The organism is Pectobacterium punjabense, from assembly GCF_012427845.1.
Lineage (GTDB): Bacteria > Pseudomonadota > Gammaproteobacteria > Enterobacterales > Enterobacteriaceae > Pectobacterium > Pectobacterium punjabense.
Genome location: NZ_CP038498.1, coordinates 4699660 through 4713632, shown reverse-complemented (window position 1 = coordinate 4713632; position 13973 = coordinate 4699660). Strand labels below are relative to the sequence as shown.

Below are 13973 nucleotides of genomic sequence, written 5' to 3'. Positions count from 1 at the left end.
ATGGAGAGAGTTAAATTTATGAAAAGATTATGGCTTGCGCTGATTGGCGTCGTTCTGGCATTTAGTGCTTCTGCTGCAGAATTTTCTGACGGTAAACAATATGTAGAATTAGATAAACCTGCAACCCAAGAGCCTCAGGTTCTCGAGTTCTTCTCATTCTATTGTCCGCACTGCTATCAATTTGAACAAGTTTACCATGTCCCGGATGCAGTAAAAAAAGCGCTGCCGGAGGGAGTGAAGATGACGCGTTATCATGTGGACTTCTTGGGCCCATTGGGTAAAAACCTGACGCAGGCTTGGGCTGTGGCCATGGCGCTGGGTGTGGAAGATAAAATTACCCCGCTGATGTTTGATGCCGTCCAGAAAACACAGACCGTACAAAAACCGGAAGATATTCGCGCTGTCTTTGTAAAAGCTGGTGTGAGTGCGGAAGAATTTGATGGTGCCCTGAACAGTTTTGTTGTGAAATCTCTGGTTGCCCAACAAGAAAAAGCGGCTGCAGATTTACAATTACGTGGTGTTCCAGCGATGTTCGTTAATGGCAAATATATGATCAAGAACGATGGTCTTGATACTAGCTCAATGGACGCTTACGTAAAACAGTATGCTGATGTGGTGAAATTCCTCATTACTAAAAAGTAATCACTTAATAGGCCATGCGGGTTAACCGCATGGCCTATACCCGTTATACTTCAAGCTGTTCACTCCCTTATCTTTTATATCTCACCACCTACAATATCTATTTATCTTTTTGTTTATATCCACAAATTAGATGACGGTTTGCCATGCATCAAAAACAAACAATTTATATTGTAACTTTATGAAATTTATAATGATTAAATAAATCCATTAGACAAATGGATAAATTAATAATTACGAAAATAAAACTATTCACAAAGTTATCCACAGGAAAATCTTGCGATGCTCCATGCAAAATCAACCGATATCTTACGTTAAGGATCGTCTCTTTCTCTGACCTATGGCATGCTTAGCGCTATGACAGACTAACAACGATCACGGCAGGCTATGGCTCAGATTGCAGAAAACCCTTTAATACTGGTAGACGGTTCATCCTATTTGTATCGTGCGTATCACGCTTTCCCACCGTTAACAAACAGCGCGGGAGAAGCAACCGGTGCAATGTATGGCGTACTGAATATGCTACGCAGTTTGCTGCTGCAATATAGCCCCAGCCACGTTGCCGTTGTTTTTGATGCGAAAGGGAAAACGTTTCGCGATGAGCTGTTCGAAAACTATAAAGCTCACCGCCCACCTATGCCGGAGGATCTACGCGAACAGATAGAACCTCTGCATAATATGGTGAAAGCAATGGGGTTGCCGCTTTTGGCTGTTTCTGGTGTAGAAGCGGACGATGTCATTGGTACACTCGCGGTGCAGGCGGAAAAAGCGGGTAAGTCGGTGCTGATTAGTACCGGCGATAAAGATATGGCACAGCTTGTAACGCCGAGCGTGACGCTCATTAACACCATGAACAACACCATTCTTGGCCCACAGGAAGTGTGTGATAAATACGGTATTCCTCCTGAGCTGATTATCGATTTCCTCGCGTTGATGGGAGATGCATCGGATAACATTCCCGGTGTGCCTGGTGTGGGTGAAAAAACGGCTCAGGCGCTATTGCAAGGGCTTGGCGGGCTGGATTCGCTCTATGCCAATCTCGATAAAATTGCCGGGCTTTCCTTCCGTGGCGCGAAAACTATGGCGCCGAAGCTGGAACAGCATAAAGAAGTGGCCTACCTCTCTTATCAGCTTGCCACCATTAAAACGGATGTTGAGCTGGAACTTAGCTGCGATCAGCTCACCGTTAACGAGCTGGATGTGGATGAACTGCATCGCCTCTTTTCCCGTTATGAATTTAAACGCTGGTTATCAGATATTGAATCAGGCACCTGGATGCAGGGTAAAAAGAGCAGCCAGCCAGCTCAGGCCATAAGTAACGTGGTAGTTGAGCAGGCTGCTGAAGAAGATAATGCGCCTACGCTTTCTGCCGATGGCTATGTCACTATTCTTGATGAAAAAACGCTGCTGGATTGGGTTGAGCGTTTAAAACAGGCTGAAGTTTTCGCTTTTGATACAGAAACCGACGGACTGGATACGCTCACAGCCAATCTGATTGGTTTGTCATTTGCGATTAAGCCCGGTGAAGCGGCTTATTTACCGTTGGCACATGATTATTTGGATGCGCCGGAGCAGTTGGATCGCACCACGGTATTGGCATTGTTTAAACCGCTGCTGGAAGATGAGAAGCTGCTTAAGATTGGCCAGAATCTCAAATTTGATAAAGGCGTGATGCAACGGTATGACATCGATTTACGCGGCATCGCGTTTGATACCATGTTGGAATCTTACGTGCTTGATAGTGTGGCGGGTCGTCACGATATGGATAGTCTGGCCGAACGCTATCTGAACCACAAGACTATTACTTTTGAAGAAATTGCGGGTAAAGGAAAAAATCAGCTGACGTTTAATCAGATCGCACTGGAACAGGCTGGGCCGTATGCGGCCGAGGATGCGGACGTTACGCTGCATCTGCACCAGAAGCTCTGGGGGAAACTCCAGCCACATGCCGATCTGTGTCAGGTCTTCCAGACGATTGATATGCCGCTGGTGCCAGTTTTATCCCGCATCGAGCGTACGGGCGTGCTGATCGATCCCGCGATTCTGGCAGAACACTCAAAAGAGCTAACGACTCGTTTGGCGGAGCTGGAAACAGAAGCGTATGAGCTGGCGGGTGAAGAGTTCAATCTCTCATCGACCAAGCAGCTACAGGGCATTCTGTATGAAAAGCAAAAGCTGCCGATTCTGAAGAAAACGCCAAAAGGCGCACCATCAACCAATGAAGAAGTGCTGGCTGAACTGGCGCTTGATTACCCTCTGCCGAAGCTGATCCTAGAGTATCGTGGCTTAGCCAAGCTGAAATCTACTTACACCGATAAGCTGCCGCTGATGATCAATCCGGCAACGAAGCGAGTGCATACGTCTTATCATCAGGCCGTTACTGCAACCGGACGTTTGTCTTCCAGCGATCCTAACCTGCAAAATATCCCGGTTCGTAATGATGAAGGGCGTCGTATTCGTCAGGCATTTATTGCACCTAAGGGCTACAGCATTGTGGCGGCGGACTACTCGCAAATTGAGCTGCGAATTATGGCGCATCTATCGGGTGATAAAGGGCTGTTGAATGCGTTCGCAAACGGATTGGATATCCACCGTGCAACGGCGTCAGAAGTGTTTGGCATCGCGTTAGATAAGGTGACAGCAGAACAGCGTCGTAGTGCGAAAGCGATCAACTTCGGTCTGATCTACGGCATGAGCGCATTTGGCTTGTCACGCCAGTTGAACATTCCCCGTAGCGAATCGCAGAAATACATGAACCTGTATTTTGAGCGTTATCCTGGTGTGCAGGATTACATGGAGCGGACGCGCCAACAGGCTGCGGAACATGGCTATGTGTCTACATTGGATGGTCGCCGTCTCTACCTGCCAGATATCCATTCTCGTAATGCGATGGCGCGTAAAGGCGCGGAACGCGCGGCGATTAACGCCCCGATGCAGGGGACCGCTGCGGATATTATTAAGAAAGCCATGATCGCGATTGACGACTGGCTACAGAAAGACGCGCCGAAGGTGAAGATGATCATGCAGGTTCACGATGAACTGGTTTTCGAGATCCACGATTCGGTTATTGAGGAATCTATTAGTAAAATCAAAGTATTAATGGAAGGTTGTATGCAATTGAATGTTCCGTTGCAGGTAGACATCGGCACGGGCATGAACTGGGATCAAGCACATTAATGGCCGATTCTTACGCTATTTCTGTAATTAAATAACAGTATTGTGTGACCTGGTTTAACTTTGTGTAATCGATAACCATTTTCTATGAAAGTAAACAACAAAAAAGCCTTTGTTCCCGTGAAAAAATAGGGTAGAGTTAAAGACGTAGGGTACAGAGGTAAGATGTTCTATCTTTCAGACCTTTTACTTCACGTAATCGGATTTGGCTGAATATTAGCCGCCCCGCTCAGTTTTGAGCGGGGCGTTTTTTATGGGCTTTATCCAGGATTTTTTGCCCTTAAAACGCCAATAATTGCCTGATAGACAGCAGCGGGTCAGCACAGTTTCGAGTGTGAAAAGAACGTCTCTGGTGGGCGATCATTGCGGGAAAGTGGGTACGTGATGCGAGTAATGATACTCTGCACCACGTGAAAGAATTATTCTGCTTCTTGTTCTTCTTCAGCGTGTGGCAGCGTGCTGAACCAGTTATCCAATTTCTGCCGTAGTTTATCGACGCCGAGTTTTTTCAGTGACGAAAATGCCTCAACCTGAATATCACCCATAAATGGCACGACAGCCTCGCGAACCATATGCAACTGTGTCTTACGTGCACCTGAAGCCAGCTTATCGGCTTTGGTCAGTAGTACTAAGACCGGAAGCTCGACATCGACAGCCCACTGAATCATTTGCTGATCGAGATCTTTCAAAGGATGACGAATATCCATAAGCACAACCAGACCCTTTAGGCTGTTACGCTTTTGCAGATATTCACCGAGCGCACGTTGCCATTTGATCTTCATTTGCTCTGGCACTTCGGCATAACCATAGCCAGGGAGATCGACTAAACGTACATCGTCTGCCACCTGGAACAGGTTAATCAACTGAGTACGGCCCGGCGTTTTACTGGTTCGCGCCAGGTTCTTCTGGTTGGTCAGCGTATTCAGCGCGCTGGATTTTCCGGCGTTAGAACGCCCAGCAAAGGCCACTTCAATACCGCTATCTGTTGCCAGATGGCGAATATCCGGGGCGCTGATGATAAAACGCGTCATGTGGTAGTTATATTGCTGGGTCACGATCGTTATCTCTGTCTGGATCTCTGTCTGGTTGGGGATTATACCTGTAACTGACAATAAAGGCGGGTTTATCTGCCTTAAAGTGCAGCAGACTGATATGAAAAGAAAAGCTCGGTCGTCTGATGTGGGCGCTTTTTTATTATCGGGCTTTCTGCTAGATTCCGCCGCACTTCCCTTATATCTGTGTACCTGAGAACAACATTATGAACCGACCTGTCAAAGGGGCTGCCGATAAGGCAGAAAAGCCCAAAGTAAAAAGAAAATCCCGCGAAGAGCTGGAGCGTGAAGCGCGTGAGCGGAAAAGAGATAAAAAACATCGTGGTCATGCTGCGGGTAGCCGAACTCAGGAAAAAGCGTCTTCTGACCAGAAGTCCGGGCAACGTAAAGTAGCCGATCCGCGTATTGGTAGTAAAAAGCCTGTACAGCTTGGCGTGTTAGATAGCGCTATCACTAAACCGAAGCCTAAGTCAAAGCCTTCTGCGCCCGTGGAGAAAGCCGTTGCTGCCAAGCCGACAATGTCTCCAGAAGAAGAGCTGGAAATGTTAGAGAACGATGCGCGTCTGGATGCCCTGTTGGATCGTCTGGATAGCGGTGAAACGCTGAGCGCTAAAGATCAGTCATGGGTTGACGAAACGCTGGATCGTATCGATATCCTGATGGAAGAGCTTGGAATCGAGCTGGGTGATGATGATGAAGAAGAGCAACAGGAAGACATGTTGCAGCTTTTAAAACGTAATAACCCGAAAGACGCGTTCTAATCAATGAAATGGCTGTTTCTGTTCCTGATATTGCTGGTTGCGTTTTATCTGCTCTGTCTGTTCAGTAAACTATGGTTATTGTCGAAGCGTAAGCATCGGTTGCATCGCGCCTTGTTTAACGGGCGCGTGAATCAGGTTCGACGCCCAAAACAAGAACATAGGAAACGTTTTTGAACGCAGCCCTTTAGGGCTGTGAGTCATCAGGGATGAGGTGAGTAGCGAAATGCCGGGAGCGCTTTTGAACGCCGTTTTTTGGTGATCTGAAGGAGGGGAAGGATAACCCACCGAGTAAAAACTGGAAGGAGTGAGCGAATATGTCGATACCGTCCGTTGACTGGGATCTGGCCCTGATTCAAAAATATAACTATTCTGGGCCGCGTTATACGTCTTATCCCACAGCGTTAGAATTCAGTGAAGCTTACGATGAGCCTGCGTTTCAGCATGCCATTGCCCGTTATCCGCAGCGACCGCTGTCGCTGTATATCCACATCCCTTTTTGCCATCGGCTGTGCTATTTCTGCGGCTGTAATAAGCTGGTTACGCGTCAGCAGCATAAAGCGGATGAATACCTTGATGTGCTGGAGCTGGAGATTCGTCAGCGCGCGCCGCTATTCGTCGGACGAATGGTGACGCAATTGCATTGGGGCGGCGGTACGCCGACCTACCTGAATACAGCACAAATTAGCCGGCTGATGTCACTGTTGCGTGAGCTGTTCTCTTTTTCCGAGCAGGCTGAGCTGTCGCTTGAAGTTGATCCGCGGGAAATTGAACTGGATGTTCTCGACCATCTACGTGCTGAAGGGTTTAACCGCCTTAGCATGGGGGTGCAGGATTTTAATAAAGACGTTCAGAAGCTTGTCAATCGTGAGCAGGATGAAGACTTTATTTTTGCCCTTATTGAACGGGCAAAGGCGCTTGGCTTCACCTCAACCAATATTGATTTGATTTACGGCCTGCCGAAGCAAACGCCGGAAAGCTTCGCCTTTACGCTACAGCGCGTTGCGGAATTAAGTCCGCATCGACTGAGTGTTTTTAACTATGCGCATTTACCTAGCCTATTCGCGGCACAGCGTAAAATTAAAGACGCGGATTTACCGAGCGCGGAGCAAAAGCTGGATATTCTGCAACAGACGATTGGGTCGCTGACGCAATCGGGCTACCAGTTTATCGGTATGGATCACTTTGCTCGCCCTGACGATGAGCTGGCGGTGGCGCAGCGAGAAGGGAAATTGCATCGCAATTTCCAGGGCTATACGACGCAAGGCGATAGCGATCTGCTTGGTATGGGTGTTTCAGCGATTAGTATGATCGGTGATAGCTATGCTCAGAACCAGAAAGAGCTGAAGCAGTATTATGCACAGGTTAAAGACCAAGGGCATGGCTTGTGGCGTGGATTACAGCTGACGCGTGATGATTGTCTTCGCCGCGATGTGATTAAGACGCTTATCTGTAATTTCCAACTCAGCTATGCGCCGATTGAAGCAGAATACGCGATCGATTTTAAAACCTACTTTGAGCAGGATTTAGCGCTATTGGCACCGCTGGTGGCTGATGGGCTGGTCGATAGTCAGCAGGACGGACTGGTGGTGACGCCGAAAGGACGTTTGCTGATTCGCAATATCTGCATGTGTTTTGATGTTTATTTACGTAGCAAGCTCAGGACACAGCAATTTTCCCGCGTGATTTAACCAAAAAAACAGCCAGTCGGTGTTCAGACCGGCTGGCTGTTCTCTTAACTTTTCTCTGATTAACTAAAGAAGTTAATCAGCGCGGCACACAAAACGGCGGCAATAGCAGCCTGCGGCGAATGGCTTGCCGCAGAGCCAATTTCAGCGCCGTGTGTTGCAACGGAAAGTGTCGCCGCAGAAATCAATGAGTCCAGCATGGTATTCCTCCCGAATCAGCGACACGATCATACTGCTGGCTCAAGGCAAGTAAAGGACAAATTAATGACAATTTCGTGCGCCAGATTGTATTTTTTATCACCAAATTGTTTGTTAACAATTGAGCAATAAAAAAACAATCTCGCTACTCCATTCCCAGCTCTTTTAATTTACGAGTCAGGGTATTTCTACCCCATCCCAGCAATCTTGCCGCTTCCTGTTTATGTCCCTGAGTATGCCGAAGTGCCGTTGTCAGTAGCGTTCTTTCCATTTCTGGTTGCGCTTCCGCCAGCAGGTTTTGATGACCGGAACGCAGTGCGCGATCGGCCCATTGTGCTAATAGCGTGGCCCAACTGTCTGGCAGAATATGCACGGTAGAATCGGGCGCGGTGGTCTCGAACAGTTCAGGCGGCAGATCTTGGATCAACACTTCCTGACCAGCGGCCATGACCGTCAACCAGCGGCAGGTGTTCTCCAATTGGCGAACGTTGCCAGGCCACGGTAAACGGGTTAATGCCGTTTCCGCTTCTGGATGCAAATTCTTCGGCTCGACACCCAGCTCTTTGGCCGTGGCCTGCAAGAAATAACGTGCCAGACGGGGGATATCTTCCCGACGCTCACGTAGCGGCGGCAGATGAACGCGGATCACATTCAGGCGATGAAATAGGTCATCACGGAATTTGCCTTCCTGCACGCGTTGTTCAAGATTTTGGTGCGTTGCCGCAATAATGCGGACATCCACTTTCACCGCTGCATAGCCGCCAACGCGGTAAAACTGTCCATCTGCCAATACGCGCAGCAGACGTGTTTGTACGTCTAGCGGCATATCGCCGATTTCATCCAGAAACAGCGTACCGCCATCGGCCTGCTCAAAACGACCCTGACGGATCTGGTTTGCGCCTGTAAACGCGCCTTTTTCATGGCCGAACAGTTCCGATTCGATCAGATCTTTGGGAATAGCGGCCATATTCAGAGCGATAAAAGGAGCTTTGGTGCGCGGGCTGTGGCGATGCAGGGCGTGTGCCACCAGCTCTTTACCAGTTCCCGATTCGCCGTTAATCAGCACACTGATCGACGAACGAGATAGGCGACCGATAATGCGAAAGACATCCTGCATCGCAGGCGCTTCACCGATAATGTCCGTTGTCGGACCATTGATCGGCTGGCTACGTACCGGCTGCTGTTGCTCCAGATAATGGCTGATTGCACGTTCAACTAGCGCAACGGCCTCATCAATATCAAAGGGTTTCGGCAAATAGTCGAACGCACCTTGTTGATAAGCGCTGACGGCAGCATCCAGATCGGAATGTGCCGTCATAATGATGACCGGGAGCATTGGGTGGCGCTGTTTGATTTGCTGTAAGAGCGCTAGTCCATCCATCCCTGGCATGCGGATGTCGGACAGCAGAACGTCGGGGGTTTGTGTTGCTAGCGCATGCAATACCTGATTGCCGTTCTCAAACGTTGCGCAGGTTAAACCCGCACCAGCAAGCGCGCGCTCAAGCACCCAACGGATGGAGCTATCGTCATCGACAATCCAGACTATCCCTCGTTGCATTGTGAACCTCACTGGCGAATGGGCAGGTAAACCGAGAATTCGGTGTGTCCTGGCCAACTGTTAAATTCAATTTTACCGGAGTGTTGGTCGATAAGACTGCGGGCGATAGAAAGCCCTAAACCGGTTCCCCCTTCGCGCCCGCTTACCATCGGGTAAAACAGGGTGTCCTGTAGCTGAGCGGGTACGCCGGGGCCGTCATCTTCCACATCAATACGGGCGGCGAGGCGGTAGCGCACACCGTGCAAGGTAAGCTGAAAAGCCGTGCGTGTACGTATCGTAATCGTCCCGCCTTCCTCGCCCAGCGCCTGTAGCGCATTTCGGGTAATATTCAGCAGTACCTGTTCAATCTGGTCGGGGTCGTGCGTTAACTCCGGCAGGCTAGGATCGTAATCTTTTACCAGCGTCACGTTATCTGGCTTTTCCAGTGAGACAAGCTGGCAAACACGTTCGGCGACCTGATGGATGCTTTGAGTGACGTGCAGGCCGGGCTGTTGTGGCCCAAGCAGGCGATCAACCAGATTACGCAGGCGATCCGCCTGCTCAATAATGACCTTGGTGTATTCCGTCAACGCGGGATCGGGCAATGCCTTGGCAAGCAGCTGTGCGGCTCCGCGCAATCCTCCAAGCGGATTTTTTATCTCATGTGCCAGACCTCGGACCAAGTCACGAGCGGCCTGCTGCTGTGCATGTTGAAGCTGTTCCTGACTGAGACGGCGCTGGTTATCCATCGGCGCCATTTCCAGTAAGATAAAATCGTTTTGTACCCGCTGAGCGGTGAGCGACATGATGTGCGCTTTGCCATCCACGACGAGGGTGACTTCGTTATCCGTAAAACCTTGTCCTGAATCCAGACTTTCACGCAGTAAATCGATATTCAGAGAAAAATATCCCAGCAAATCGGGCAGCGGTGTGCCAGATAATTTACGCGAGCTTTGTGCCAGTAATTGCTGTGCTGCCGGGTTGGAATAGTGAATCGCCAGATCGTTATCCAGCAATAAGATGCTATTTATCAGAGAATTTAGGATCTGCCCAGCATCGGGCAGCGTGCCTGTTGCCATAACGCAGACTCCCGCACCAGCATGGTGCATTTAGTGTGGATGATGGATGTTACGCCACAACGGCCAATGCCCGTGGTGAAAAAAGCCCATCCGAAGATGGGCTGAAGCGTTTCCACGGCAACAAGAACAAACTTCTTAGTATTCTGTTGGTTATCGGTGATGGTCGGGTATCAGCACACCCAACCACGCCAAGGCAGAGATTATTAGACGCTGTAGTACAGTTCGAACTCAACTGGGTGTGGCGTCATACGAACGCGGTCAATCTCAGATTTACGCAGTTCGATATACGCTTCGATAGCGTCGTCGGTGAACACGCCACCACGGGTCAGGAACTCGCGGTCTTCGTTCAGTGCAGCCAGGGCCTCGTCCAGAGAACCTGCAACTTTTGGAATCTCTGCTTCTTCTTCCGGTGGCAAGTCGTACAGGTTTTTGTCCATCGCATCGCCAGGGTGGATTTTGTTGATGATACCGTCAAGGCCGGCCATCAGCAGTGCGGCGAAGCACAGGTATGGGTTAGCTGCTGGGTCAGGGAAGCGCGCTTCGATACGACGTGCTTTCGGGCTAGCAACCACAGGGATACGGATTGAAGCAGAACGGTTACGGGCAGAGTAAGCCAGCATAACAGGGGCTTCGTAGCCTGGGACCAGACGCTTGTAGGAGTTAGTGGTTGGGTTCGCCAGGGCGTTGATAGCTTTAGCGTGTTTGATAACACCGCCGATGTAGAACAGAGCCAGTTCAGACAGGCCGCCGTATTTGTCGCCAGCGAACAGGTTAGTACCGTCTTTAGACAGAGACATGTGGCAGTGCATACCAGAACCGTTATCACCGAACATGGGTTTTGGCATGAAGGTCGCCGTTTTACCGTAGGCGTGAGCCACGTTATGTACGACATATTTGTAGATCTGAATTTCGTCCGCTTTTTTGGTCATGGTGTTGAAGCGGGTAGCCACTTCGTTCTGACCAGCAGTTGCCACTTCGTGGTGGTGAGCTTCAACAACCAGACCCATTTGCTCCATGGTCAAGCACATAGCAGAACGGATGTCCTGCGCTGAGTCGACAGGTGGAACTGGGAAGTAGCCGCCTTTCAGACCTGGACGGTGACCTTTGTTACCGCCTTCGTATTCTTTACCGGAGTTCCAGTAAGCTTCGATATCGTCGATAGCAACGTGGGAGCCGGACGTGCTGCTGCCGAAACGGATGTCATCAAACAGGAAGAATTCTGGCTCTGGCCCGAACAGTACGGTGTCGGCAATGCCAGAAGAACGCAGGAAATCTTCCGCACGTTTCGCGATAGAACGTGGGTCGCGATCGTAGCCCTGCATGGTGCCTGGCTCGAGGATGTCACAACGAATGATCAGCGTAGAATCTTCGAAGAACGGATCGATCATCGCGGTGCTGGCATCTGGCATCAGAACCATGTCTGACTCGTTAATACCTTTCCAGCCGCCAATCGAGGAACCATCAAACATTTTACCTTCTTCGAAGAAGTCGGCATTGACTTGATGAGCCGGAATGGTGACGTGCTGCTCTTTACCTTTAGTATCCGTGAAGCGTAAATCAACAAACTTCACTTCGTGCTCATTCAGCATCGTCAAAACATGTTCTGCGGACATACTTGGTTCTCCCGATTGGTCATTTATCGTCGTGGAACGAATATCGTTGTGGATTGATGTTGTTGCCGTGAGTAGACTAAAGCTAAAAGTGTGCCAACTTTTTAAATTCGTGCAATGTGTTGCCCCTTGGGGCTTTCTCACGTAAACCCACTGCACCATTATAGTCTAAAGCACCAAAATGGTGCTCCATATGTGAATTATTGCACTTATTTAGTGCATTCATGTTCGCTTGTAGCGCTTTTGCACCGTGAAAGGGATCACAAAGCAGGCAGCTCTAGGTTGTTTATCATAGATGCTTGTGATCTTGTTTAGTCCCTCGATTAATACGTGTACAATAGCGCGCTATTTCTAAATGCCTGAGGCAAAGCTGTGATCGAAAATTTGCGTAACATCGCCATTATTGCGCACGTTGACCATGGGAAAACCACCCTGGTTGACAAACTGTTGCAACAATCCGGAACGTTCGGTGAACGTGTCGAAGCAACTGAGCGTGTAATGGACTCCAACGATTTGGAGAAAGAGCGTGGAATTACTATCCTCGCAAAAAATACCGCCATTAATTGGAAAGACTACCGTATTAACATCGTAGATACCCCGGGACACGCCGACTTCGGCGGCGAGGTTGAGCGTGTTATGTCGATGGTTGACTCGGTACTGCTGGTTGTTGATGCGATGGATGGCCCGATGCCGCAAACTCGTTTCGTGACCAAAAAAGCGTTTGCCAACGGTCTGAAACCTATTGTGGTTATCAACAAAGTTGACCGTCCTGGTGCGCGTCCTGACTGGGTTGTCGATCAGGTATTTGACCTGTTCGTGAACCTGGATGCGACTGACGAGCAGCTGGATTTCCCTATCATTTATGCTTCTGCGCTGAATGGTATCGCGGGTCTCGACCACACTGACATGGCGGAAGATATGACTCCGCTGTATCAGGCGATTGTCGATCACGTTTCTCCGCCTCAGGTTGAGATGGATGCGCCGTTCCAGATGCAGATCTCTCAGCTGGACTACAACAACTATGTTGGCGTTATCGGTATCGGCCGTATCAAGCGCGGTAAAGTTAAGCCTAACCAACAAGTCACTATTGTTGATAGCGAAGGCAAAACCCGTAACGGTAAAGTCGGTAAAGTTCTGACTCACCTGGGTCTGGAGCGTATCGACGCGACTGAAGCGGAAGCAGGCGATATCATCGCGATCACCGGTCTGGGCGAGCTGAACATTTCCGACACTATCTGCGATCCGCAGAATGTCGAAGCGCTGCCAGCACTGAGTGTCGATGAACCTACCGTTACCATGTTCTTCAACGTCAATACTTCACCATTCTGCGGTAAAGAAGGTAAGTATGTGACGTCGCGCCAGATTCTGGAGCGTCTGAACAAAGAGCTGGTGCACAACGTTGCTCTGCGCGTTGACGAAACCGAAGACGCCGATGCGTTCCGCGTTTCTGGCCGTGGTGAATTGCACCTGTCCGTTCTGATCGAAAACATGCGTCGTGAAGGCTTCGAACTGGCTGTATCACGTCCGAAAGTTATCAACCGCGTTATCGACGGTCGTAACCAAGAGCCGTTTGAAAACGTAACGCTGGACATCGAAGAACAGCACCAGGGTTCAGTCATGCAAGCCATGGGTGAACGTAAAGGTGATGTGAAAGACATGATCCCAGATGGCAAGGGTCGTATCCGTCTGGATTACCTGATCCCTGCTCGTGGTCTGATCGGTTTCCGTACCGAATTCATGACTATGACGTCTGGTACAGGTCTGCTGTACTCCACGTTCAGCCACTACGATGACGTGCGTCAGGGTGAAATCGGCCAACGTCAGAACGGCGTGCTGATCTCTAATGGTCAGGGTAAAGCGGTCGCGTTCGCACTGTTTAGCCTGCAAGATCGCGGTAAGCTGTTCCTCGGACACGGTGCAGAAGTGTATGAAGGCCAGATCATCGGTATTCACTCACGTTCTAACGACCTGACGGTAAACTGTCTGACCGGTAAGAAACTGACCAACATGCGTGCATCGGGTACTGACGAAGCGACTACGCTGGTTCCGGCCATCAAAATGTCTCTGGAACAAGCGCTGGAGTTCATTGATGATGACGAACTGGTTGAAGTTACGCCACAGTCTATTCGTATTCGTAAGCGTCACCTGACTGAAAACGATCGTAAGCGCGCGAGCCGCGGCAGCAAAGACGTCTAATTTCAGACCGATTTGTATTGTCACGTAACAGGGTACCTTCGG

At 49.6% G+C, this 13973-nt stretch carries 11 protein-coding genes; 6 read left to right on the top strand and 5 right to left on the bottom strand.

Annotated features, from left to right (window positions below):
- The first annotated feature begins 18 nt into the window (after positions 1-18).
- The 3 genes from dsbA to spfP all read left to right on the top strand — a co-directional run bounded on the left by dsbA (position 19) and on the right by spfP (position 4026).
- Positions 19-642 carry a thiol:disulfide interchange protein DsbA gene (gene dsbA / locus E2566_RS21310; RefSeq protein WP_107169367.1) on the top strand — a complete coding sequence of 208 codons (624 nt, stop codon included), beginning with the start codon at positions 19-21 and terminating at the stop codon, positions 640-642.
- Between the two features lie 384 nt (positions 643-1026).
- Positions 1027-3816 carry a DNA polymerase I gene (gene polA, locus E2566_RS21305; RefSeq protein WP_107169366.1) on the top strand — a complete coding sequence of 930 codons (2790 nt, stop codon included), beginning with the start codon at positions 1027-1029 and terminating at the stop codon, positions 3814-3816.
- 162 nt (positions 3817-3978) lie between these two features.
- Complete coding sequence (gene spfP / locus E2566_RS22095) at positions 3979-4026, top strand: small protein SpfP (RefSeq protein ID WP_071892919.1); 48 nt, start codon at positions 3979-3981, stop codon at positions 4024-4026.
- Between the two features lie 206 nt (positions 4027-4232).
- Here spfP and yihA read toward each other — a convergent pair whose 3' ends face one another.
- Entirely contained in the window at positions 4233-4868 is a 636-nt protein-coding gene (gene yihA, locus E2566_RS21300; RefSeq protein ID WP_107169365.1) for a ribosome biogenesis GTP-binding protein YihA/YsxC, read from the bottom strand.
- 203 nt (positions 4869-5071) lie between these two features.
- On the opposite strand from yihA, the gene yihI reads away from it, so the two are divergent.
- Together yihI and hemN are read left to right on the top strand one after the other, a co-directional pair.
- The gene (gene yihI / locus E2566_RS21290; protein WP_107169363.1) at positions 5072-5626 is read left to right on the top strand and encodes a Der GTPase-activating protein YihI; all 555 of its coding nucleotides are present in this window, start codon (positions 5072-5074) and stop codon (positions 5624-5626) included.
- Between the two features lie 314 nt (positions 5627-5940).
- Positions 5941-7314, top strand: coding sequence for an oxygen-independent coproporphyrinogen III oxidase (gene hemN, locus E2566_RS21285; RefSeq protein ID WP_107169362.1), 1374 nt, complete (start codon positions 5941-5943; stop codon positions 7312-7314).
- A 59-nt stretch (positions 7315-7373) separates the two neighbouring features.
- Here hemN and E2566_RS21280 read toward each other — a convergent pair whose 3' ends face one another.
- From E2566_RS21280 to glnA, 4 genes are all read right to left on the bottom strand, one after another.
- The gene (locus E2566_RS21280; protein WP_010281646.1) at positions 7374-7511 is read right to left on the bottom strand and encodes a YshB family small membrane protein; all 138 of its coding nucleotides are present in this window, start codon (positions 7509-7511) and stop codon (positions 7374-7376) included.
- 143 nt (positions 7512-7654) lie between these two features.
- Positions 7655-9067, bottom strand: a complete 1413-nt coding sequence (gene glnG / locus E2566_RS21275; protein WP_107169361.1) for a nitrogen regulation protein NR(I) — start codon at positions 9065-9067, stop codon at positions 7655-7657.
- Between the two features lie 8 nt (positions 9068-9075).
- Positions 9076-10125 carry a nitrogen regulation protein NR(II) gene (glnL, locus tag E2566_RS21270; protein WP_005968247.1) on the bottom strand — a complete coding sequence of 350 codons (1050 nt, stop codon included), beginning with the start codon at positions 10123-10125 and terminating at the stop codon, positions 9076-9078.
- Positions 10126-10328: 203 nt separating this feature from the next.
- Complete coding sequence (gene glnA, locus E2566_RS21265) at positions 10329-11738, bottom strand: glutamate--ammonia ligase (RefSeq protein WP_107169360.1); 1410 nt, start codon at positions 11736-11738, stop codon at positions 10329-10331.
- Between the two features lie 369 nt (positions 11739-12107).
- Here glnA and typA point away from each other — a divergent pair, with 369 nt between their 5' ends.
- The gene (typA, locus tag E2566_RS21260) at positions 12108-13931 is read left to right on the top strand and encodes a ribosome-dependent GTPase TypA (protein WP_107169359.1); all 1824 of its coding nucleotides are present in this window, start codon (positions 12108-12110) and stop codon (positions 13929-13931) included.
- Positions 13932-13973 lie beyond the last annotated feature (42 nt).